The sequence below is a fragment of the Massilia sp. TWP1-3-3 genome (genome assembly GCF_049897805.1).
In the GTDB taxonomy this organism is placed as follows: Bacteria; Pseudomonadota; Gammaproteobacteria; order Burkholderiales; family Burkholderiaceae_D; genus Telluria_A.
On sequence record NZ_JAFCWX010000011.1, the window covers coordinates 85,749 to 108,038 of the forward strand.

Genomic DNA, 22,290 nt, shown 5'->3' on the forward strand with positions numbered 1-22,290 from the left:
CATGGACAACACCATTTCACCGTATGGTCTGGGCATTGACGCCGGCGGCACGCGCACTTGCTGGGCGTTGGCGAGCGTTGACGGCGCCATCGTGGCCGAAGGCGAAGCGGCCGGCTGGTCGGCATTGCAGATGGGCAGCGCGGAGGGGCGCGACAGCGTGCAAGCCACGCTGGCGCTGCTGGCGCGGCAGGTGAACGTGCACGCGCTCCCGCGCGCCGTGCGCGCGGGCGTGACCGGTTTTGGCGGCGACGGCGGCGCGTTGCAGCGCATGCTGGCCGGCCTGTTTGGCCTGGCGCCGGCGGCCGTCACGGTCTGCAGCGACATCGAAAGCGCCTACCTGGCCAGCTTTGCTCCCGGCCAGGGCTACCTGGTGTACGCAGGCACCGGGTCGATTGGCGCCTTTATCGACCACGCGGGCCAGTTCCATCGGGCCGGCGGGCGCGGCGTGTGCCTGGACGACGGCGGCGGCGGCTACTGGATCGCGCGCGAAGCGCTGCGCCACATCTGGCGCGGCGAAGACGAGCAGCCCGGCCGCTGGCGCGCCTCGCCCATGGCGCAGGCAGTATTCGCGCACATCGGCGGCGACGACTGGGCGCTGTCGCGCCAGTTCATCTACGGCCAGGAACGCGGCGCCGTCGGCAAGCTGGCGCTGGCCGTTGCCGCCAGCGCCGCCTGCGACCCGGTGGCGGCGGCCATTTTGACGCAGGCGGGGCGCGAACTGGCGCGCCTGGCAAGCGCCCTGTGCGCCCGCTTGGGACCGCGACCGGTGGCTTTGGCCGGGCGCGCCGCCGGCCTGCACGCATCGATTTTCGCTTCCATGCGCACGGCTTTGCCCGATGCGATAAGCTTGATGCAATCCGGCGCCCAGGCGCACCATGCAGCGGCCCGCATGGCCGTCGCCGCAGCTCCCTGAACCGCATACCGCATACCGCATACCGACCCATGCCACCGATGAAAAAACTGCTCGTCCCCCTGCTGATCGCCCTGCTCGCCGGCTGCGCCAGCGCACCGCCGCCGCCGCTACCGGCAGCGGTTTCCCGTCCGCGGCCAGTTCCCCGCAAGGCGCCGCCCAAGGCGCCGGCACCCGTCATACTCGAAATAGACCGCAGCTACTCGTCCAGGGGGCAGAGCAGCCGTGTCAAGTTCATCATCGTGCACTACACGGTGAGCGACGCGCCACGCTCGCTCAAGACCCTGACCCGCGACGAGGTGAGCAGCCATTACCTGGTCACCGACGAGCGCGAGCCGGTGGTGTATGGCTTGGTGGACGAAGCGCGCCAGGCCAACCATGCGGGCGTGTCGTCCTGGAAGAACTACACGCTGCTCAATGGCAGCTCGATCGGCATCGAGATCGTCAACCCGGGCTTTACCGAAGGGCCGAACGGGCGGGTGTACTACCCGTTCCCGCAGGCCCAGATCGACAAGCTGATCTTGCTGATACGGGACATCGCCGCGCGCCATCAGATCCCGCCCGAGAACATCCTGGGCCACAGCGACATAGCACCGCAACGCAAGCAGGATCCCGGTCCCATGTTCCCCTGGGCACAGCTGGCCAGGGCCGGCCTGGTGCAGTGGCCCGATGCGGTTAGGGTGGCGGCGGGCCGCGCGCTGTACGCGCAGCAGCTGCCGGATATCCGCTGGTTCCAGCAAAAGCTGGCCGCGCACGGCTATGCGGTGCTGCGCACCGGCGCGATCGACGAGCAGACGCGCGTAGTGCTCAGCGCGTTCCAGATGAAGTACCGGCCCGCCGATTTCGGCGGGTTTCCCGACGCCGAGACGGCAGCGCTGCTCGAGGCGATGAATCCTACGCCGCTGTCTGCGGTTCCGGCAGCGCCGCCGCCGGTGCTGCTGTTGCCGGCGCCAGTGGTGCGACCGCCGGTCGTTCCAACGCCGATTGTTCCGGCCCCGGTTGTTCCAGCGCCAGTCGTTCCGGCACCCGTTGTTCCGGCCCCGTTCGTTCCTGCGCCAGTCGTTCCCGCGCCAGTCGTGCCGGCCCCGGTTGTTCCGGCGCCAGTTGTTCCGGCCCCAGTCGTTCCGGCCATCCCTGCGCCGGTGGTTCCGGCCCCGGCCCCTGCCAATCCGGCGCCGCCAGTGCCCGCCGAGCCGGTGCCGGTGCCTGTCGAACCGGCCATGCTGGCGCCCACCCGACCCTGACATGCCGCTCATCTCCGCGCTCGCCAACAGTCCGCAGTTTCGGCACTTGTCGAGCGTGGCCGGCATCGCGATTGACTTGCGCTACGCAACACCGTACAACTTCGTCGGGCGCGACCTGTATGGCCCGTTCGACTGCGCCTGGCTGCATTGCGAGGCAGCCGCCGGCCTCGAAGCAGCCGTGACCTGGCTGGCTGCCAACCATCCCGGCTACACTGCCCTGATCCTGGACGCGGTGCGCCCACAGCGCGTGCAACAACAGCTGTGGGATGCGCTCGCCGGCACCGGCCTGCAGCTGTACCTGGCCGACCCCGCGCGCGGCTCGATCCACTCGTTCGGCATGGCGCTCGACATCACGCTGCTTGACGCGGCGGGGGACGAAGTGGACATGGGCACCGGCTTTGACGACCTGACAGAACGCTCGCAGCCTGGCCTGGAAGCGTTGCTGCTGGCGCGCGGCGAACTCACGCCGGCGCAGGTCGCGAACCGCCAGGTGCTGCGCGATGCGATGGCGCATGCGGGATTCGCCGGGATTGCCAGCGAGTGGTGGCATTACGATTTTGGCGACCGCGACCTGGTGCGTCGGACGTTTCAGCGGGTGACCTGAAGACGATGTGGCTTACGGGCTTGGCGCGACGACTAACATCCAGCCGTTGCGCTTTGCAGGCTTTCAAACAAAAACGGAAACGCTTCCAATTTTTTGTTGACAGCGCTTTCCCGAGGCACGTATATTGACATTGCTGGCAATCGTCACTGCCCGCCACTTCACTCACGCATCCTTCCATACCCATTTTTTCGCATGCCATGACGGCAGGCATGGCCGCGCCTTGGCTTGCCGCCTTGTTCCATCCAGACGAAGGAGGACCTCACGCGCCGTCGAACACCGTCAGTCAGGAGCACAACCCAAAAAAACAGTTAAAAATGGAGACACATCGCATGTTCACCAATCATACAGACCACTACCGGAGGCTTTTCTTCGCCTTGCTTGCCATGCTGCTGCTCGGGCTCGGACTCGGGCTCGGGCGGCCCGCCAAGGCTGCGGACTACACCGCCGGCGTCGACAACATCAACGGCGCCGCCACGCTCTGGCTGCAGGGCGCCTCGGTGACCCAGGCCATCGCCCACTACAACGTCGCCGGCGGCGCGCAGCAAAACGTCGGCATGGGCTACAACACCACCCGCGCGCGCTATGAGCTGGGCGTGAGCGCCAGCGTGGGCCAGAGCGTCAACTACCAGTTCACCTACTTCAAGGCGGGCCTGGCCTACGATTCACCGTGGGCCTCGTCGCCCGTCCCCGGCGCGGCCAGCAAGGTCGCCACGCCGGTTTTCTCGCTGCCGTCCGGCTCCTATAGCGGCCCACAACAGGTCAGCGTCAGCAGCACCACCAGCGGGGCCACGCTGCAGTGCGCTGTCAACGGCGCAGCGCCGACGGCGTGCGCCAACCCGATCACGGTCGTGGCCACGGCCACCATCACCGCCATTGCCAGCAAAGCCGGGATGGCCAATTCCGACAGCGCCAGCGCCACCTACACCATCGGCAGCAGCGACAGCGGCTTTTCGCAGGGCGTGGTTGACAGCGGCACTACGCTCACCGTCTGGTTTGCGCGCTCGCCAAAGCCGGACTGGGTCGATATTCACACCAGCTTGAATGGCGGCGCCCAGCAGAACGTCAGCATGGCCTACAGCGGCGCGCGCCACGAAGTAACGCTGCCGGTCGCCTCGGGCGCGGCGGTTTCGCTGGCCTACAGCTTTACCTACATGACATCGACCGGAGCGCGCGACGCCACCGGCTTTAGCTGGACGCGCGGCGCTGCGGGCGGCACCGTCGCCACGCCTGCCATTACGCCGGGCGGCGGCACGTTCAGCGCGGCCCAAAGCGTCACCCTTAGCACCAGCACAGCCGGCGCGGTGATCCGCTACACGCGCGACGGCAGCACGCCGAGCGCCGCGTCCACCCTGTATGGCGGCGCCTTCAGCGTGGCCGCGCCGGGCGCCACGGTCAGGGCGATTGCGCTCAAAAGCGGCATGAACAATTCGGCAATCGCAGCCGCCGTTTTCACCATCACTGCCGGCGGCGGCGACACCTTTACGCAGGGCGTGGCCGAAGATGGCGCCACTGCGCGCGTCTGGTTCGCGCCCGCCTGGAGGCCGACCACGCTCATCGCGCACAGTTACGTCACCGGGCGCGACGGCGTGCAGAGCGCCCAGCGCGACGAAAACATGAGCTACGACGCGGCCCAAAAGCGCTGGCAGGCAAGCGCCCTGAGTCCGCTGTCCACCGGCGCAAAAATATCGTATATGTTCACCTATTCCGCGCCGGCCGGCGGCAACAAGGATAGCGCCTGGTACAGCTATAACATTTGCGGCGACGATGCGCCTGATTCGCCGACTTGCCCGAGCCCGGTGGCCAAGCCCGTATTGTCACCGGCGGGCGGCGTGTATGCCACGCAGCAGAGCGTGAACCTGGCGCTGCCGGCCGGCTCGGTGGCAGACACGAAAATCTACTACACCCGCGACGGCAGCGCGCCAACGCTCGCCTCGTCCCTATTCGTGGCAGGTTCACCCATCCTCGTTGCCAGCGCCATGACGATCAACGCCATCGCCGTGCGGCCCGACTTGCAGCAGTCGCGCCGCGCCAGCGCCACCTACGACATCGCGCCGGCCTGCAGCCAGACCCCGGCCGGCTGCACGGTGGCCGCGCCAACGCTGTCGCATGCGTCGGGCAGTTACGCGACCCAGATCGGCGTCAACATGCTCACCGCAACGCCGGGCGCGACGATCCACTTCACCCGGGATGGCACCACGCCGACGCGCACCTCGCCGCAGTTCAACGGCGCCGTGTGGCTGGCCAAGTCGCCCGAGTTCGGCGACACCTTCACGCTCAAGGCGCTCGCGACCAGGGACGGCAAGGATTCGGCCGTGGTGTCGCGCACCTACACCATTACCAACAACGCGCAATCGGCATGGAACGGCATGACCACTTTTACCGTTGTCAACGGCACCGGCGGCAAGTACACGGACGACAAAGTCTTTTGGGTCATCATCGGCAAGGACTGGGTGACAGGCCAATACGTGCGCGCGGACCAGGGCGGCAAACTGGTGCCGGTCAGCGAAGCGGACAACACGATTGCCATTCCCGGGCGCGAGAAGGGCTACGCCAATTACGGCGTCAGCCTGGCGCAGGCGAAATCGGTCACGATCCCGGCGATCGAGTCGGCGCGCATTTATATGAGCGTTGGCAAACCGGTGCTGGTGCAGATCAACCGCGACATCAACGGCAAGACCGGCTACGCGGGTCCGGACCTGGAAAACAGCAGCGACCCGAATCTGAACACCACCTTTGATTTCGGCGAATTCAACATCAACCGCGCGCGCCCGGCCAGCGACTATCCCGGCATTTTTGTCAACACCAGCCGGGTCGACATTTTCGGCTTTCCGCTCAAGCTGCGCGTGACCGGTCTTGACGGCTATGACGCCACCGTCGGCGAGACCTTGCTCGAGACGCGCGAGCAGATCTTCGCCCGCTTCATCCTTGAGACGCCGGCCGAATTTGCGGGCCTGGCAAAAGCGCCCTATGCGCCATACCGCATCATGGCGCCGGCGCACGGCACCTTCAACGATGGCCTGAACGTCACCACCGGCGCCCAGGACAAGCCGCGCGGCGACAACGCAGCCTACCTGGACGCGTACATCAGCGACATCTGGAACAAGTATCGCAACGAAAACCTGGTGCTCAAGGTAGGCGCCTGGCCAACCTTTACCGGCCGCGTGGGTCTGGACGATGTGTTCACCTTCAGCGACGGGGTGGACACGTACAAAATCTACGGCAAGCCGAGCACCACCGAAGTCATGCTGGGTAACGGCGTGCTTGACGACGCCACCGGCACCACGCCCAACACGCCCAAGCACGACAAGCAGCTGCAACTGCAGGCGCAGTTGTGCGCGGCGCTCAACCGGCATGTGGCCGAACAGCCGTCCGATCGCTGGTACAACGCCGATTATTTTTACCCGGCGGGCAGGCCAGCGAACTTTTTCACGAAGTTCTGGCATGGGCACAGCTTCAATGGACTGGCATATGGCTTTTCGTATGACGACGTGGGCGGACATAGCCCGTCGATCTTCACGCCGTCGCCGGTGTCGGTGACCTATACCATCGGCCAGTAGTTAGCCGGCGACGTTCGCGTAGCCGCCGGGCGCGAGCTGTATCAGACACAGTCCGTGCCCGAACGGGTCGCCCAGGGTGGCGATCCGTCCCCAGGCATGTTGGCGCACCTCGCCTTCGAGCCTGGCGCCTGCGTCCAGCGCGCGCTGCAGTGCCGCGTCCAGATCCTCCACGCAAAAATCCAGGTGTACCGGTGTCCAGTGGCGCGCATAGGTGCGCGTGGCCGCGCCTTGTGCCGTCGCGCTCGCTGCCGCCTTGGGCAGCAGGTGGATGGGCGATGACGCGCCGGCCAGTTCAGCTATCGCGCCGTTGAACCGGCGCCTGGAAAGACGCAGCCCGAGTCCCTTGGTATAGAAAGCGACCGCTTTGTCGACGTCGTCGACATCGATGTTGACATACAGCTGCATGGCGAACTCCCGCGCACTTGGAGTCGCCACTATGGCACTGCCCCAGCCAACATGGCGCGCAATCTCCCCCGGGTGAGGGTTTTACTGGGTGGAACGGGAGACCCAGTCGATCAGGGCGTCGAGGGCGGCGCGGCCGCTGCCGGCGCGCTCGCTGTTGATCATCGCCACCACTATGCACAGCTGGCCGTTGGCGTCCGGCACGTAGCCGGCAATCGCCATCACGTTGCTCAGGCCGCCCGTCTTGATGCGCGCGCGCTCGTAGGCGGGGCTGTCTTTCAGACGCCGCCGCATGGTGCCGTCGATACCGGCAATGGGCAGGCTGGACTGGAATTCCGGCGCCCATTTGCTGCGCAGCCCGGCTTGCAGCACGCCAGCCATTTGCAAGGCGCTGATTTTTTCGGTGCGCGACAGCCCGGAGCCGTTCTCCAGCACCAGGCCGCCATCGTTGATGCCCTGCTTGCGCATCCAGTTGCGGATTGCCAGGTCGGTGCGGCTGACAGTGGGTTGCGCCGGACTCGCCGGTGCCGGATGGCTGCCGGCCACAAGATCGGCTTCCAGGCTCCCCAGGCTCAAGAACACGGTGCGCGCCAAGGTATTGTCGGACGGCTTGTTGATGTCGCGGACTACTTCGGGCAGGCTGCGCGAGACGTGCTCGGCCAGCAAGCGCGCGTCGGCCGGCATGGCCGCGTCCAGCCCCGGGCCGGTGACTTCGCCGCCCAGCTGCTTCCACACCTGGCGTACCAGGCGGTCGACATAATCCTGCCGGTCCAGCACGTTAATGCTGTTGCCGCGCGCGCAGTTTTTTGGAAAGGTGCCCACAAGCCGGATGCGAATCTTGCCGTCCGCCTCGCGCACCACCTGCGGCTGCTTCCAGCCGTCTTCCCATTTGGCGCAGTCGGCGTCGATCAGCGTGAAGCCCGATTCGATGGTCACCCGGTCCAGCTGTGGCTGCATCGCAACTTGCACCGCGGCGGCGCTCGAGCGCATGTCGATCAGCAGCATGTTCTTGTTGACCAGCAGCGCGTCCGGAATCACGTTGTAATAGGCGTCGGGCGACGCGTCAAACGGCGGCACGCCAAGGTCGCTGCGCGCCGGGTTGAACAGCTGGCGGTCCTGCACCAGGCGGCCATCGATCTTGCGCACGCCCTGGTTGCGCAGCGCTTGCAGCATGCCGGTCAGCGCTTCGCCGGTCAGGTCGGCGTCGGCCCCGCCTCGCAAAATCAGGTCGCCCATCAGGGTGTCTTGCACCACGGGGGCCGCGCTACGCAGCTCGGTGCGGCCGCGAAATGCCGGGCCGAGCTGCTCCAGCCCCACCAGCGTGGTGAGCAGCTTGATGGTGGAGGCCGGCTGCATGGCGCGCTCGGCAAAGTGCGACACCAGCGCCGTATCGCCGCGCAGCACCAGCACGGCAATGGCGTCTTCCGGGATCTTGCTCGCCGCCAGTTGCTGGACAACGGGTGGCGGCAACTGCGCCCGGACGGCAGCGGCGCAGGCAAGCAGGACGGCAAGGACCAGGGGTCGCAGCATGCGGTTCATCCAAAAAACAGGTAAGCGACGCCAATTGCAGCGCAGATGCCGGCAAAGTCGGCAATCAGGCCCGCCGTGATCGCGTAGCGCGTGCGCTTGATGCCGACCGAGCCGAAATACAGCGCGACGATATAAAACGTGGTGTCGGCCGAGCCCTGGAAAATGCAGGCCAGGCGGCCGACAAAGGAGTCGACGCCGTAGGTTTTCATGGCGTCGATCATCATCGCTTTCGAGCCACTGCCCGACAGCGGTTTCATCAGCGCGGTCGGCAGGGCCGGGATGAATTCGGTGCGCAAACCCAGGTTCACAAACAAGGTGTCCAGGAAGCCGACAATAAAGCCCAGCACGCCCGAATTGCGGATGACGCTGATCGCCACCAGCATGCCGACCAGGTAGGGAATGATGGTCAGCGAGGTCTGGATGCCGCCCTTGGCCCCTTCGATAAAGGCGTCATACACGTTCTCGCCCTTGCGCATGCAGCCGACGATGAAAATGATGATGATCGAGAACAGGATCAGGTTGCTCGATACCTTGGACACCAACTCGATCTGCGGCTTGGTCAGGTATTGCGTAAAGTAAAAAATAAGGGCGCAGATAGCAGCCGTCATGCCGCCCAGCCAGCCCAGCACGACGCGATTGAGCAGGTTGATGCGCTGCTTGATCGATACCACCACGATGCCGGTTACGGTGGCGACATAGGTGGCGATCATGCACGGGATAAAAATGTCGGACGGATCGGCCGCGTGCAGGATCGCGCGCTGCGCCATGATGGCCAGTGGAATCAGGGTCAGGCCCGAGGTATGCAGCACCAGAAACATGATCTGGGCATTGCTCGCTTCTTCCTTGATGGGGTTGAGCGTCTGCAAGCTTTCCATCGCCTTCAAACCGAAGGGCGTGGCAGCGTTGTCCAGGCCGAGCAGGTTGGCCGAAAAGTTCATCACCATGTGGCCGGTGGCCGGATGGTCTTTCGGCACGTCGGGGAAGATGCGCGAGAAAAACGGGGAGATCACGCGCGCCAGCCAGCCCACGGCGCCCGCCTTTTCGCCAATGTTCATGATGCCCAGCCACAAGGTCATCACGCCGGCCAGCGGCAGCGCAATGTCCATGACGCCCATCTTGGCGGACTCGAAGGTGCCGTCGATAATTTTTTTGAAAATCTCGGTGTCGCCCAAAAACAGCCACTGCAGCAGCGCGGCCACGAAGCCGACCAGGAAAAAGCCAGACCAGATGTAATTAAGTGCCATGTCGCTACTATCTATAAAGTAAGTGTGCCAATGGTGCAGCGTGAGTATAGGCGTAGCTTGCCAGTAATTGATGAATGTATGCAGTTTCGGTATGTAAAAAATTGAGACGGGGCACGGGCTCGCATATCATGTGGCGACTACCTCAGGGACCGACCATGCCGATCAGCCGCCGTTTTGCCGCCCTCCTCATAGCTGCCACCACCGCTGCCGCCGCCTTTGCCGCAGCGCCCCCGTCGCAGGCCGCGGACAAGGTCTTGCACACCTACCTGACCACCAGCGAAACGGGACTGGACCCGGCCGTGGCGTCCGACCTCGCCAGCCTGAGCGTGCTTGAAAACCTGTTCGATCCGCTGCTGCGCTATGACTATCTGCAGCGCCCTGTCGCACTGCGCGGCAATACGGCCGCTGGCTTGCCTGTGATCGGCGAGCACGGCCTGACGTATACCTTCAAGCTCCGTCCGGGAATTTATTTCACCGCCGACCCCGCCTTCAAGGGCCAGCAGCGCGAGTTGACCGCAGCCGACTATGTTTACAGCTTGCAGCGGCTGTACGACCCGGCGCTCAAGTCGCCCTGGCTGTCGCTGTTCGAGGGCAAGATCGCCGGCGATGAAGCACTCAAACAAAACTTCAGCTACGCCACCCGGATCGCTGGCCTGCAGGCAATCGACCGCTACACGCTGCGCATCCGTCTGTCCAAGCCGGACAATAATTTCCTGTTTTACCTGGCCACGCCCGCCGCCGGCGTGGTGGCGCGCGAAGTGATTGACGCCTATCCCGGCCAGGCCGGCAACCATCCGGTGGGCACCGGCCCTTTCATGGTGGGCGAGTGGAAACGTAGCGACAAGATCGTGCTGCTGGCTAACCCGCAGGCGTCGCCGAAGCCTTTGCTGGACCGGGTGGAGATCAAGATTGCCGAAGAATTCCAGGGCCGCGTGCTCGGCTTTCTCAAGGGCGATTACGACTACCTCGAGCAGGTGCCCGAATCGATGACCGACATGGTGATCAGCAACGGCAAGCTCAAGAGCGATCTGGCCGCGCGCGGCATGCAACTGACCCGCTTTCCCGTGCTGCAGACCTATTACATGTGGATGAACATGGAAGACAGCGTCATCGGCGGCTACACCAAGGAAAAAGTGGCGCTGCGGCGCGCCATTGCGCTCAGCTACAACAGCGAAGAAGATATCAGCCTGCTCAAAAAAGGCTTTGCGCTGCGCGCCGAGTCGCCGCTGCCGCCCAATGTGCTGGGCTACGATCCGGCCTACCGCAGCCCCGTGTCGTACCACAAGGCAATGGCGCAGGCCTTGCTGGAGCGCTTCGGCTACCGCCAGCGCGATGCGGACGGCTTTCGGCGCGGCCCGCAAGGCGAAGCGCTCACTTTGAACATGCACAGCGAAGCGACGGTCGGCGGGCGATTGCGCGACGAACTGTGGCGCAAAAACCTGAATGCCATCGGCTTGCGCGTGGCGTTCAAGACCGACAAGAAGCCGGAGATCATCAAGGCGTCGCGGCTGGGCAAGGTGCAAATGTTCGAAAGTAACTGGATTGCGGATTTTCCCGATGGCGACAATTTCTACCAGTTGTTGTACGGACCCAACAGCGGACGCGCCAACTATGCGCGCTTCAACCTTCCCGCCTACAACCAGCGCTACGAGCAGGCACGCGCGCTGCCCGATTCGCCGGCGCGCCAGGCCCTGTATGGCGAGATGAATCAGCTGATCCATGCCTACAACCCATGGGTGCCGCTAACCCATCCTATCTCGGCCGATATCCGCCATCCGTGGCTTAAAAACTACGTTCGCCACCCGGTGGAATTGACCACCTGGCGCTATCTCGATATAGATGTTGACCAACGCCAGCGCGCGCTCCAGCGCCAGTAAAGCGTCCTGTGGCGTGCGCCATTGCTGAAATCGGCATGTCATATTTGTCGGTATTGTCAAAACTGAAGGAGGACTGCCGTGAAGTTGACCAAGCTCGCGCACGTGATCGCCCTGATCGGCATTGCCGGATCGGCCGTCGCCCAGGAGGCGGCGCCCATGCAGCGCGTTGAAATCACCGGCAGCAGCATCAAGCGCATTGCCCGCGAGGGTGCGCTGCCGCTGGAAATCATTTCGCGCCGCCAGCTTGAGGAGCAAGGCATTGTCAACGCCGAACAATTGATCGCCACCCTCAACGTGAATGGCAACGGGTCCGACAACCTGGCCAGCAATGCCGACGTGACGTCGGGCGCCCAGCGCGGCAACAACGGCGCCTCGTCGGCCAATCTGCGCGGCCAGGGATCGGACAATACCTTGATTTTGCTCAATGGCCGGCGCGTGGCGACTCACGGCATGAAAGCGTCCGCGGTCGACCTCAATGCCATTCCCTTTGCGGCCGTCGAGCGGGTCGAGGTGCTCAAGGATGGTGCCTCGGCCATTTACGGCACCGACGCGATTGGCGGCGTCATCAACTTCATTCTCAAGAAAAACTACAAGGGGCTCGAAGCGCAAGCCTTTACCGACGTCACCGAAGCGGGCGGCGGCAACATCACCCGCTACCAGGTCACGGGCGGTTTTGGCGACCTGCAAGAGCAGGGCTACAATTTTCTGCTGGCCGCTTCCACCAGCAAAAACAAGGCCTTGCGGGGCGACCAGCGCGACTTCGTCAACACCTTCCAGCCCGAGCGCGGCCTCTCGCCCGACACCCGCGGCGCGCCGTTTGCCAATGTGTTTGCCACCACGCTTGGTGACACGATTTTCAGCCGCCGCAGCAACACCGGCCCCACGCTGGCCGGCGGCACCCAGGGCTACTCGGGCGTGAGCCTGCTCGACTTGCCCGGCGGCGCCGGCTGCGCCTCGGTTGACGGCATGGGGCCGTACGATGAAAAGCTGTGGGACACAGCCTCGGCCGCCTATGGCTGCGCCTACGACACGGGCCGCGCGGCGGTGCTGCAGCAACCCGTCAAGAACGACAATTTTGTCGCGCGCGCCACTTTTGACCTCAAAGGCCACAACTTGTTTGCCGAAGTAGTGGGTTCGCAGACCGATGTGGCCAAGCGCTTTTCGTCCAACCAGGTGTCGCCGGGCGCGCTTACCTTCCCGGCGAGCTCGTTTTACCCGTCCACTGGCGCTGCCTATAACGGGGTGTTCAATCAGCTCGTGGCCGTGTTCCCGTCCATTGCCGCCAACCGCGGCTTGCCGATTGCCTACCGCTGGCGCTGCATGGATTGCGGCAACCGCGAAATCGTCACCGAGAGCCGAGCGGGACGCGTGCAGCTGGGCGCCGACGGCCAGCTCGGCCGTTTCGACTACAAGGCGGGGCTGGGGCGCGCCTTCAGCGAGTCAGAGTCGACCCTGGACCAGGGCTACAACTACACGGCGGCGCTGGCCGCGGCGCTGGGCACCGGCGCCATCAACCCCTTTCTTGCGCCCGGCGAGCGGCAGTCGCAAGCCGCACTGGATTTGATCAACAGTACCTCGGCGGCGGGCGTGGTGCTGTATGGCGGGCGCACCACCACCACCACCTTCGACGCGTCGCTGTCGGGCGACATTTACAAGCTGCCGGCGGGCGCTGTCATGGCGGCGGTGGGCATGGACATCCGCAAGGAAGCGTACAAATTCAATGGCGACCTGCGCGCGGCGGCCACGCGCCCGGTGATTCTGAATGCGCCCTTCGACGACGTCAACGCCCTCGACAAGGTCAGCCGCACCATCCGCGCCCTGTATGCAGAAGTCCTCATTCCCGTTACGCGCGCGCTGGAACTGACTGCCGCCGTGCGGCGCGACGACTATTCGGACTTTGGCGTGACCGTCAACCCCAAGGTCTCGTTTCGCTACCAGCCGATCGAGCAGCTGCTGTTTCGCGGCTCGTACAACGAAGGCTTTCGCGCGCCATCCTTCAGCCAGCTGTTCGGCGGCCGCACCGAATCGGCGTATGTGGGGCGCGACCTGGCCGACCCGGCCACCTGCGCCAGCGGCAAGGTAGACAGCACCGTGGCCGGCTGCGCAGCGGTCAACCCCGTCATCCTCACGGGCGGGCGTGCCACGCTGGCGCCGGAAACGGCCAAGCAGGGATCGATCGGCGTGGTGTTCGAGCCGATGCCGGCCTTCTCGGCCAGCCTGGACCTGTGGGAGATCCGCAAGAGCGACACCATTCGCGCGCTGCCGCTGTCGACCATGCTGGCCAACTACGCCTTGATCCCCGAGCGTTTTGAGCGCGACGCGGCCGGGACGCTGGTCTCCATCGACCAGCGTTTCGCCAACACCGGTTCGAGCATCACGCGCGGCATCGAAGCGGGCGCGCGCACCAACGGCAAGCTGTGGGAAGGCGCGTGGGGAGCGGGCATCGACGGCTCCTACCTGCTGCGCAAAAAGAACCGGCCCGTGCCCGACGCGCCTTTCGGCGGCAGCGAGGTGGGCGTGTTCACCTTTACCGGCGACCTGGGGTTGAAGTGGAAGCACACCGCCTACGTCAGCTACAAGCGGGGCAACTGGAGCGGCCTGTTCCAGAACATCTACCGGCGCGGCTACCAGGACCAGGTGCTGCCCGGCGTCGCCAGCGGGCGCGTCACCCCGGCAAACTACGATCCCAAGGTGGATGCGTACTCGATCTTCCACGCCAGCGCCACCTGGAGCGCCATCAAGAACCTGACGCTCACGGTCGGCGTCAAGAACCTGTTCGACAAGGATCCGCCGTTCGCGATCACTTACGACAGCAATACGGGCGCGGGCAGCTCGTGGGAGCCGCGCGTGGCCGACCCGCGCGGACGTTCTTTCACCCTGATGGCGAACTATAAATTCCTTTGAGTGCTATAGTCGGCCCGGTGGCAGGCACGCGCCTGCCACCGGGCTTTTTTTTGTCTTTTTTCAGACGTTTTACGGCAGGCAGCCATGTCCAGCAGCGAGAAGATCACACGGCGCGCGTTCGCCGCACTGGCGGCAGCGGCGGCTGGGGCTTCGGCGCTGCCGGCCGCAGCGCATGCGTCTTCGCGCGCCGTGCACAGACGCCTCATCAAGCCGCCGCGCCTGCGTTTTGGCGACACCATCGCGCTGGTGGCCCCCGGCGGGCATACCGATGACGAGGCGATTCGGCGTGCAGTGCACAAGATCGGGCAGCTTGGCTTTCGGGTGCGCGAAGGCGCCCACCTGCGCGCCGTGCATGGCAATTATGCCGGCTCGGTGCAGCAGCGCTGCGACGACCTGCACGCCATGTTTCGCGACCCCGACGTCAAGGCCATCTGGTGCATCCGGGGCGGCTCGGGTTGCATCTCTCTGCTGTCCTCGCTCAACTACCGGCTGATCCGGGCCCACCCGAAGATCCTGATTGGTTACTCGGACATCACTGCCTTGCACCTGGCGATCCACCGGCACGCGGCGCTGGTGACGTTTCATGGCCCGGTGGCCGGGTCCGGGCCGTCCGACTACACCAACACGCACATGCTGGCCGTGCTGATGGAGCCGCAGCCAACATATACCATTCCGATGGCGCTTGAGAACGCGGTGCGCGCGCTGGCCGGAACGCCGTATGCGGCCGACTTCAGGGGCGCGCTGCTGTTTCTCGAGGAAGTGAACGAAGCGCCGTACCGGATCGACCGCTGGATGACGCAGCTCGATTTGGCAGTCGGGTTGCGCCGTGCTGCGGCGGTGATGGTGGGTATCTGCGAAAACTGCGTGCCTAATGACGGCGAGACCTCGCTCACGCTCGCCGAGACGCTCGACATTCATCTCAAGGCGCTGGTGGTGCCGGCGGTGAGCGGTTATTCGTTCGGGCATATCCGGCACCAGTTCACGCTGCCGATGGGGATCATGGCGCGCCTGGACACGCTCAGACAAACGGTGACGCTGCTTGAACCAGCCGTGACCTGACCCATATAGATTCTCATACCGTAGGGCGCAAAAGCGCAGCGCATTGCGCCGTTGCGCCCTACGGTTTCAATGCGAAACGATCTGCGACAGGACGGAATACGCCGGCCCGGTCTGCGGCTGTTCCAGCAATACCGTCAGCTCCGAGAACGTGCACATCATCGTCACCACGCTGATTTTATTCCACGCCAGCTTCTTGAGTACCGCGTGGTAAATCCCCGGTGTCTTGAGCGTTTCGGGATTCAGGCGCAAGGTCAGCGCCGTCAAGTTGTCGACCCGCGCGATATGGCGCTCGGTGACAAAGGCCGACTCCACCACGTTCATCAAGGGACGGCTGCACACTACCAACATTTCGTGCACGCCGCGGGTGACGGAGACAAACCGGTCCGGATGGCGTTCGGCGAGCGCCAGCAGCTTGCGCTGGCACTCGTTGCTGTTGTCCGAGAGGCGGTAGGTGACCAGGGTCAGTTCGGTGCGCGTGGTCAGTTCGCCCATGCGCGGCGCGAGCATGATCGGCTTGACTTCGCCCGGCTGCGGCATGCGTTCGGACAGGCGCCGCAGCGCCATCACGACGGCCGCCTGGCCGACGGGCTTCCACAAGTCCGATTCCAGCTGGGGGCGCAGCTGGCGCGCCAGCTCCGAGAGGTTAATCAGTCCGAGCGACATTCCCTCGGTCAGAAACGCAGATTCCGACACTATTTGCTCGACTTTGGTGGCGATCGAAAGCATGTCTTTTCAGTCCTCAAATGGAGACGGCTCCGCTGGTCCGCGCAGCGTGCAAAGTCACTGGGACGTGGCATGCCGCCAGAGAGTGGCGCCTGGTTACCGTGGGTGCATTGATGGAAGCGCAGGCCGGCGTACCGGCGGCTACGCCCTAGCTGGACCTGGAAACGTTCGAGGGATACTGTCGCAAGCCGATCGGTGAAGGTGGTGATAAATAGTCGTACCGAGTTGATGAAGACGTCATGTTTTTCCCGTTAACTAAAGTGCGCTGTCTACGGAGTGTGCCCCGTGCGCTTTTTATCAATGTCGCCTGCATATGTATTGCGGCAACTTGATTTGAGTGTAGTCCGCTTCTTAGGAAAAACGCAATCGAATTGATGGTGCAAATCTATCGAATTGTTTCATTTCCGCACGGCTGGCTGTCATTACGGAAAAGACTAATTGTCATGAAACATTGTCATATTGATCTAGATCAACAAAACATTCGCAATGCAATTGCCAATTTTACTATCTAGTTGCAATGTAAAAATGTCTATAACTGAACACATTGTATTGACCTGACTCAATTGATTAGTTTTGTTGACTTGCGCCATTGTTGGGAACAATATCAAATCCCTCGCGTTCTCCGGATCACAAAGCTGGCGCACTCGGGTAGCCGCCACGCTCAAGTGGCACTATAAAAATCACATACAACAATGATTATTCTTGGAGCAATAATGAACTTTCGGAAAACAATTCTTGCCGCATCGATCGCAGTCGTCCCACTGTTGATGGCCAATGCAGCGATCGCTGCCGGCCCGATGATGGCAGCACCAGCAGCTCAAGCGTCTCCACAAGAAAACGCTACGCTGGTTGCGAAACTGGCCGCCACCCGCGGCGCGCACGGCCTCGACCAGAACCATGGCTTTGCCGTGGCAGCCCAGCACCCAGGTGCGGCCGGCGAGAAGATCACCCGCGCAGCACACACCTACAAGGGCGTGCGCGTATGGAAGTCGGAGTCGGTAGTCGTCACCGACGCATCGGGCAACATCGTCAGCGAGTCCTCGTCGGACCGCCGCGCAGGCCTGGGTAACGGTTCGGCCAACACGCTGGGCGCTGGCACCGGCGACTTCGATGTCAAGCCTGCCATCGCCGGCACCGCCGCGATCGACACCGTCGTGCGCAAAGTCGCACCGGGCGCGTCGCACCACGCGCCGCCGAGCGCTGAACTGATCATCTTCCCGATCATCTCGCAAGTGCGCGTTGCCGGCGCCGAAGGCAAAACCGAAGCCGAACTCAATGCAGTCGATGTCGTTGAAAAAGTCACCGGCTACGAGCTGGCCTACGTCGTCAAGACGCGCATGACCAAGGGCGACAAGGCGATCTACCATGACAGCATCGTCAGCGCCAAGTCCGGCAAGATCCTCAAGCAGTGGACTTCGCTGCAAACCGTGGTCGGCACCGGCAAGAGCCAGTACAACGGTTCCGTGCCAATCAACACCACGCTGTCGGGCACGACTTACAGCATGAAAGACGCATCGCGCGGCACGGGCGGCACCTACGGCGGCATGGCCATCACCAACGCCAACCACACCACCAGCGCCGGTTCGATCTACACCAACACCACCAACACCTGGGGTGACGGCCTGCAGTACGTTGCCGGCGGCAGCACCACCAATGCCAACGGCCAGACCGCGGCCGTGAACGCCATGTGGGGCCTGATGAACACCTACGACACGCTGAAAAACGTGCTCGGCTGGTCTTCGCTTGACGGTAACAACACCGCGACCTACATCGCCGCGCACGTCAACACCGCCTACGACAATGCCTACTACAGCGACACCTGCAAGTGCATGTTCATCGGCGACGGCGGCACCGGCTTCAACAGCCTCGGTTCGATCGACGTGATCGGCCACGAAATGGGCCACGGCGTGACCGATGCCACTTCCGGCCTGATCTACGATGGCGAATCGGGCGGCCTGAACGAGTCGAACTCGGACATCACCGGCGAAATGGTGGAAGCCTATGCACGCGCAGGCGGCACCGGCACCAGCATTCCTGCCACCGGCAACGACTGGATGATGGGTAAAGAGATCGCCAAGGATGGTCAGCCATTGCGCTGGCTGTACAAGCCAAGCCTTGACGGCAGCAGCCCGAACGCCTGGAGCAGCTCGATCAGCGGCATCGACGTCCACCTGAGCAGCGGTCCTAACAACCGCATGTTCTACTTCCTGTCGCAAGGCTCGAACGCGACGTCGTCGTCGAACTACTACTCGCAGTACCTGACCAAGCAGCCGCTGGCGATGACCGGTATCGGCAACGACAAGGCGTTCCGTATCTGGTTCAAGGCCAACACCACGCTGTTTACCGCCTCGACCAACTACGCCGATGCACGCACCAAGGTGCTGGCAGCTGCGAACTCGCTGTATGGCGCAGGCAGCAAGGAATCGATCGCCGTCCAGCGTGCCTACGCTGCGATTAACGTCGGCGCCGACGTCCCTGAAACCCCAATTGGCGGCGCATTGACGATTTCGTCGCAGCCAGCCAGCAAAACCGTCACCGCCGGTTCGGCCGCGTCGTTCTCGGTCACCGCGACCGGCGGCACCGCGCCGTACAAGTACCAGTGGACGCGCGGCGGCGTAGCAATTGCCGGCGCAACGTCGGCCACGTACAGCCTGACCGCGCAAGCGAGCGACAACGGCGCCGTGTTCGCTGTCAAGGTGACCGATTCGGCCACCTCGCCAACGACGGCAACGAGCTCGAACGCCACCCTGACGGTCGGCACCACGCCTCCTCCAGGCGGCGAACGCATCGTCAACGGCGGCTTTGAAGTCGGTACCGCTCCTTGGGCCGGCACCACCGGTGTGATCGGCGCGTACGCCGGCCAAAGCGCAGCCGACGGCACCCGCTTCGCCTGGCTTGGCGGTAACGGTGCAACCGCGACCGAAACGCTGACCCAGTCGTTCTCGATTCCGTCGACCGCAGCTTCGGCCAACCTGACGTTCTCGTTGCACATCGATACGGCAGAAACGACCACCAGCACGGCTTACGACAAGCTGGTAGTGACGGTGAAAAACTCGGCTGGCACCACGCTCGGCACCCTGGGCACCTATAGCAACCTGAACAAGGCTGCCGGCTACCAGACCCGTTCGTTCAGCCTGCTGGCCTACAAAGGTCAGACCGTCACGCTGTCGTTTGCAATGACGGAAGACTCGTCGCAGCAAACCTCGTTCGTGGTCGACAAGGTCAGCGTGCTGACGAACTAAGTTCTTGTTGGGAAGGGGCCGATCCTGGCCCCTGTTTCACTGCCCTTGTTTCAGATAGCTCCGGCCTTGGCCGGGGCTATTTTCGTTTCTGGGGTACCCGTTTCGCCAAACTGATGTGGCACAATCGGACTACCGACCAATAAAAAAGGACCACCCATGGCAAGTATCAAAGGTTTCCTGCTGCAGGCAGCGTTCGCCGCGCTGTTGACTACCCCGCTGGCCCAGGCCCAGCCCCCGTCCCCGCACGCGACGGCCAAGCCGCAGCAATACCTGTACATGCTGCGCGTGGCCGCCCATCTGCAGGACCAGTCGAAATGGAGCGACAAGGAAAAGGCCGCGGCGGCCAGGCACTTCGAACGGCTGAAAAAAGCTACTGCCGAGGGCAAGGTGATTCTCGCCGGGCGCACCACAGAAGCGCTCGACAAGACATTCGGTCTGGTGATCTTTGAAGCGGACAGCGAAGCTGCCGCCAAGGCATTCATGGAAGGCGACCCGGCGGTCATGGCCGGCGTGATGACGGCCACCTTGCATCCCTACTCGGTGGCCCTTGAGCGCAAGCGCTAAGTCAGATCTTGCGCGTCATGAAGGTGTGGGCGAGCGATGTGCCGTCGATGCGGAACAGGTCCGCCATCTCGCCGGTGCGGGTGAAACCGCAGCGCGCATAAAGGGCGATGGCCGGTGCGTTCGCCGACAGCACGTCCAGATCGATCCATGCGATCTTCTGGTCCCGGGCCCATGCTGCGGCCACGCCGACCAGCTGCGCGCCCAGACCTTGCTGGCGGTGGTCGCGGTGCACGCCCATGCCCAGCAGGGCGCGGTGCGCGGATACGGCCTCAGGACGGGCGCGCAAGTCCACGTGGCCGGCAATGCTGCCATCAGTGGCAAACGCCAGCCACGGCCGGCGCCAGCCAGGCTGGCCCACCGGGATGCCGATGCCATTGCGCATACCCGCTTGCGTCTCTGGCGGCAAGCCTGATGCGCTGCGCGGCATCGGCATGAACAGTGCGGTGCCGTCCCTGCCGTTGTCCGACAAATGGTCGTTCAGGTACGCGAAAAAGGCCGGCAGATCGGCGCCGGTGGCGGCGCGAATCGGGTACGTCATCGGGCTCGTTCGCACGTCACAGCGCGCGCGCAATCAGGATTTTCTGGATGTCGCTGGTGCCTTCATAAATCTGGCACACGCGCACATCGCGATAGATGCGCTCGACCGGGAAGTCGCTCACATACCCGTAGCCGCCGTGAACCTGGATCGCGTCCGAGCAGACCCGTTCGGCCATTTCGGAGGCGAACAGCTTGGCCATCGCCGCCTCTTTCAGGCATGGCAGACCGGCATCCTTCATTGATGCCGCATGGGCGATCAACTGGCGCGCCGCTTCGATTTGGGTGGCCATGTCGGCCAGCCGGAACTGCACCGCCTGGTGCTCGAAGATCGCCTTGCCAAAGCTCTCGCGCTCGCGGGCATAGGTGAGCGCCGCCTCGTAGGCCGCGCGCGCCATGCCGACCGCCTGCGAGGCGATGCCGATGCGTCCACCTTCCAGGCCCGACAGCGCGATCTTGTAGCCCTGGCCTTCAAGGCCGATCAGATTTTCAAGCGGGATGCGGCAGTTCTCGAACAGGATCTGCGCGGTGTCCGACGAGTGCTGGCCCATCTTCTGTTCCAGGCCTGCCACGATATAGCCGGGGTTGGAGGTCGGCACCCAGAACGCGCTGATGCCTTTCTTGCCGGCCGCCTTGTCGGTCACTGCCAACACAATCGCCACATCGGCGTATTTGCCGCTGGTGATGAACTGCTTGGTGCCGTTGATGACGTACTCGTCGCCGTCGCGCACGGCAGTGGTGCGCAGCGCCGACGCATCGCTGCCGGTGTGCGGCTCGGTGAGCGCAAAGGCCCCCAGCATCTGGCCCTGGGCCAGCGGACGCAGCCACTTTTCCTTCTGCGCGTCGTTCGCGTACATCATCGCGATCGAGCACACCGGGCAGTTGTTGACCGAGATGATGGTCGAGGTGCCGCCGTCGCCGGCCGCAATTTCCTCGAGCACCAGCGCCAGCGACACATAGTCCAGGCCCGCGCCGCCCAGTTCCTCGGGCACGGCCACGCCAAAGGCGCCCAGGGCAGCCAGTTCCTTGAGCTCGTCCTTGGGGAAGTAGTGTTCCTTGTCCCAGCGGGCCGCGTTGGGCGCCAGGCGCTCCTGCGAAAAGGTACGCAATGCGTCGCGGATCATCTGGTGTTCGTCGGTCAGTATCATGGGTCTCGTTTTCTGTGGCTGTGGCAGTGGCTTACCAGGGTATTGGGGTGCCGTCGTAGTTCAAAAATGTGCCGTTGGCGGCAGGGAGCGCGCCGGCCAGCGTGCTGCGCATGCCCGTTACGCTGACGTCGACCTCGAGTTCGGCGCCGGCGCCGCCCATGTCGGTCTTGACCCAGCCGGGGTGAAAGGCGATGCAGGTCGCGCCCTGGGGGCCGAAGGCGACGGCGGTGTCGGCCAGCACCGAATTCAGCGCCGCCTTGCTGGCGCGGTACAGCGTGGCATTCGAGGCGCTGCGATCGCCAATCGATCCCATGTGGGATGACAGGACCGCCAGCTTGCCGTTGGCGCTGCACACCAGCGGCGCGATGACCGGCAGCACGCGCATTGCGGCAAACACGTTGGTGTGCATGACGAGGTCGAATTCTTCCTGCGTCGGAAAGCTCGCGCGCGGGCCGAAGGCGCCGGCGTTGAAGAAGGCGACGTCGAGTTTTTCGCCGTCCAGGTTCCAGCCCAGGGCGGCGATCGATTCGGCGCTGGTGACGTCGAGCTGGTAGGCGTGGCATTCCATGGCGACGAGCTTCTTGCAGTCTTTTTCAGTGCGGGCGGTGGCGATGACGCGCCAGCCGTCGGCCTTGTACTGGCGCGCCAGTTCGAGGCCGATGCCGCGCGAGGCGCCGATGATGAGGGCTGTTGGCATAGGGTGTCCCGGTTAAAAAAAGCGTTTCGACGGCTCGTGGCGCAATGCGCT

15 protein-coding genes and 1 pseudogene are annotated in these 22,290 nt (G+C 64.0%); 9 read left to right on the forward strand and 7 right to left on the reverse strand.

Annotation, left to right across the window (positions count from 1 at the left end):
- Position 1 precedes the first annotated feature (1 nt).
- The 4 genes and pseudogenes from ACP7D4_RS13345 to ACP7D4_RS13360 all read left to right on the forward strand — a co-directional run bounded on the left by ACP7D4_RS13345 (position 2) and on the right by ACP7D4_RS13360 (position 6,315).
- A complete protein-coding gene (locus ACP7D4_RS13345) occupies positions 2-913 on the forward strand; it encodes an N-acetylglucosamine kinase (RefSeq protein ID WP_426209531.1) in 912 nt (303 codons plus the stop codon).
- Positions 914-951: 38 nt separating this feature from the next.
- Positions 952-1,803 (forward strand): annotated as a pseudogene (locus ACP7D4_RS13350) (N-acetylmuramoyl-L-alanine amidase); the annotation flags it as partial.
- Between the two features lie 352 nt (positions 1,804-2,155).
- The gene (locus ACP7D4_RS13355) at positions 2,156-2,758 is read left to right on the forward strand and encodes a M15 family metallopeptidase (protein ID WP_426103745.1); all 603 of its coding nucleotides are present in this window, start codon (positions 2,156-2,158) and stop codon (positions 2,756-2,758) included.
- 329 nt (positions 2,759-3,087) lie between these two features.
- On the forward strand, positions 3,088-6,315 hold the full coding sequence (locus ACP7D4_RS13360) for a beta-1,3-glucanase family protein (protein ID WP_426209533.1): 3,228 nt from the start codon (positions 3,088-3,090) through the stop codon (positions 6,313-6,315).
- On the opposite strand, the gene ACP7D4_RS13365 is transcribed toward ACP7D4_RS13360, so the two are convergent.
- From ACP7D4_RS13365 to ACP7D4_RS13375, 3 genes are all read right to left on the reverse strand, one after another.
- Positions 6,316-6,720 carry a VOC family protein gene (locus tag ACP7D4_RS13365; protein WP_426209535.1) on the reverse strand — a complete coding sequence of 135 codons (405 nt, stop codon included), beginning with the start codon at positions 6,718-6,720 and terminating at the stop codon, positions 6,316-6,318.
- Positions 6,721-6,801: 81 nt separating this feature from the next.
- Positions 6,802-8,247 carry a D-alanyl-D-alanine carboxypeptidase/D-alanyl-D-alanine endopeptidase gene (gene dacB, locus ACP7D4_RS13370; protein ID WP_426209537.1) on the reverse strand — a complete coding sequence of 482 codons (1,446 nt, stop codon included), beginning with the start codon at positions 8,245-8,247 and terminating at the stop codon, positions 6,802-6,804.
- A 5-nt stretch (positions 8,248-8,252) separates the two neighbouring features.
- Positions 8,253-9,491 carry a nucleoside recognition domain-containing protein gene (locus ACP7D4_RS13375; RefSeq protein ID WP_426103741.1) on the reverse strand — a complete coding sequence of 413 codons (1,239 nt, stop codon included), beginning with the start codon at positions 9,489-9,491 and terminating at the stop codon, positions 8,253-8,255.
- A gap of 155 nt (positions 9,492-9,646) precedes the next feature.
- On the opposite strand from ACP7D4_RS13375, the gene ACP7D4_RS13380 reads away from it, so the two are divergent.
- The 3 genes from ACP7D4_RS13380 to ACP7D4_RS13390 all read left to right on the forward strand — a co-directional run bounded on the left by ACP7D4_RS13380 (position 9,647) and on the right by ACP7D4_RS13390 (position 15,331).
- On the forward strand, positions 9,647-11,368 hold the full coding sequence (locus ACP7D4_RS13380) for an ABC transporter substrate-binding protein (RefSeq protein ID WP_426209538.1): 1,722 nt from the start codon (positions 9,647-9,649) through the stop codon (positions 11,366-11,368).
- 78 nt (positions 11,369-11,446) lie between these two features.
- Complete coding sequence (locus tag ACP7D4_RS13385) at positions 11,447-14,272, forward strand: TonB-dependent receptor domain-containing protein (RefSeq protein ID WP_426209539.1); 2,826 nt, start codon at positions 11,447-11,449, stop codon at positions 14,270-14,272.
- A gap of 84 nt (positions 14,273-14,356) precedes the next feature.
- The gene (locus ACP7D4_RS13390; protein WP_426209540.1) at positions 14,357-15,331 is read left to right on the forward strand and encodes a S66 peptidase family protein; all 975 of its coding nucleotides are present in this window, start codon (positions 14,357-14,359) and stop codon (positions 15,329-15,331) included.
- A gap of 66 nt (positions 15,332-15,397) precedes the next feature.
- Here ACP7D4_RS13390 and ACP7D4_RS13395 read toward each other — a convergent pair whose 3' ends face one another.
- Positions 15,398-16,057, reverse strand: a complete 660-nt coding sequence (locus tag ACP7D4_RS13395; RefSeq protein ID WP_426103737.1) for a hypothetical protein — start codon at positions 16,055-16,057, stop codon at positions 15,398-15,400.
- A gap of 710 nt (positions 16,058-16,767) precedes the next feature.
- Here ACP7D4_RS13395 and ACP7D4_RS13400 point away from each other — a divergent pair.
- The gene (locus ACP7D4_RS13400; protein WP_426209541.1) at positions 16,768-19,296 is read left to right on the forward strand and encodes a M4 family metallopeptidase; all 2,529 of its coding nucleotides are present in this window, start codon (positions 16,768-16,770) and stop codon (positions 19,294-19,296) included.
- Between the two features lie 156 nt (positions 19,297-19,452).
- Entirely contained in the window at positions 19,453-19,860 is a 408-nt protein-coding gene (locus tag ACP7D4_RS13405; RefSeq protein ID WP_426103735.1) for a YciI family protein, read from the forward strand.
- Position 19,861: 1 nt separating this feature from the next.
- Here the strand turns inward: ACP7D4_RS13405 and ACP7D4_RS13410 are convergent, their stop codons facing one another.
- Genes ACP7D4_RS13410 through ACP7D4_RS13420 form a run of 3 tightly spaced genes read right to left on the reverse strand, consistent with a single transcriptional unit; the run spans position 19,862 to position 22,239 of the window.
- A complete protein-coding gene (locus ACP7D4_RS13410) occupies positions 19,862-20,398 on the reverse strand; it encodes a GNAT family N-acetyltransferase (RefSeq protein ID WP_426103734.1) in 537 nt (178 codons plus the stop codon).
- A 16-nt stretch (positions 20,399-20,414) separates the two neighbouring features.
- Positions 20,415-21,542, reverse strand: coding sequence for an acyl-CoA dehydrogenase family protein (locus tag ACP7D4_RS13415; protein ID WP_426103733.1), 1,128 nt, complete (start codon positions 21,540-21,542; stop codon positions 20,415-20,417).
- Between the two features lie 31 nt (positions 21,543-21,573).
- Positions 21,574-22,239, reverse strand: coding sequence for an SDR family oxidoreductase (locus ACP7D4_RS13420; RefSeq protein WP_426103732.1), 666 nt, complete (start codon positions 22,237-22,239; stop codon positions 21,574-21,576).
- Between the last annotated feature and the right edge of the window lie 51 nt (positions 22,240-22,290).

Coding starts and splice junctions, on each gene's coding strand:
- ACP7D4_RS13345 (WP_426209531.1), top strand. CDS start 2: ATGGACAACACCATTTCACCGTATGGTCTGGGCATTGACGCCGGCGGC.
- ACP7D4_RS13355 (WP_426103745.1), top strand. CDS start 2,156: ATGCCGCTCATCTCCGCGCTCGCCAACAGTCCGCAGTTTCGGCACTTG.
- ACP7D4_RS13360 (WP_426209533.1), top strand. CDS start 3,088: ATGTTCACCAATCATACAGACCACTACCGGAGGCTTTTCTTCGCCTTG.
- ACP7D4_RS13365 (WP_426209535.1), bottom strand. CDS start 6,720: ATGCAGCTGTATGTCAACATCGATGTCGACGACGTCGACAAAGCGGTC.
- dacB (WP_426209537.1), bottom strand. CDS start 8,247: ATGCTGCGACCCCTGGTCCTTGCCGTCCTGCTTGCCTGCGCCGCTGCC.
- ACP7D4_RS13375 (WP_426103741.1), bottom strand. CDS start 9,491: ATGGCACTTAATTACATCTGGTCTGGCTTTTTCCTGGTCGGCTTCGTG.
- ACP7D4_RS13380 (WP_426209538.1), top strand. CDS start 9,647: ATGCCGATCAGCCGCCGTTTTGCCGCCCTCCTCATAGCTGCCACCACC.
- ACP7D4_RS13390 (WP_426209540.1), top strand. CDS start 14,357: ATGTCCAGCAGCGAGAAGATCACACGGCGCGCGTTCGCCGCACTGGCG.
- ACP7D4_RS13395 (WP_426103737.1), bottom strand. CDS start 16,057: ATGCTTTCGATCGCCACCAAAGTCGAGCAAATAGTGTCGGAATCTGCG.
- ACP7D4_RS13400 (WP_426209541.1), top strand. CDS start 16,768: ATGAACTTTCGGAAAACAATTCTTGCCGCATCGATCGCAGTCGTCCCA.
- ACP7D4_RS13405 (WP_426103735.1), top strand. CDS start 19,453: ATGGCAAGTATCAAAGGTTTCCTGCTGCAGGCAGCGTTCGCCGCGCTG.
- ACP7D4_RS13410 (WP_426103734.1), bottom strand. CDS start 20,398: ATGACGTACCCGATTCGCGCCGCCACCGGCGCCGATCTGCCGGCCTTT.
- ACP7D4_RS13415 (WP_426103733.1), bottom strand. CDS start 21,542: ATGATACTGACCGACGAACACCAGATGATCCGCGACGCATTGCGTACC.
- ACP7D4_RS13420 (WP_426103732.1), bottom strand. CDS start 22,239: ATGCCAACAGCCCTCATCATCGGCGCCTCGCGCGGCATCGGCCTCGAA.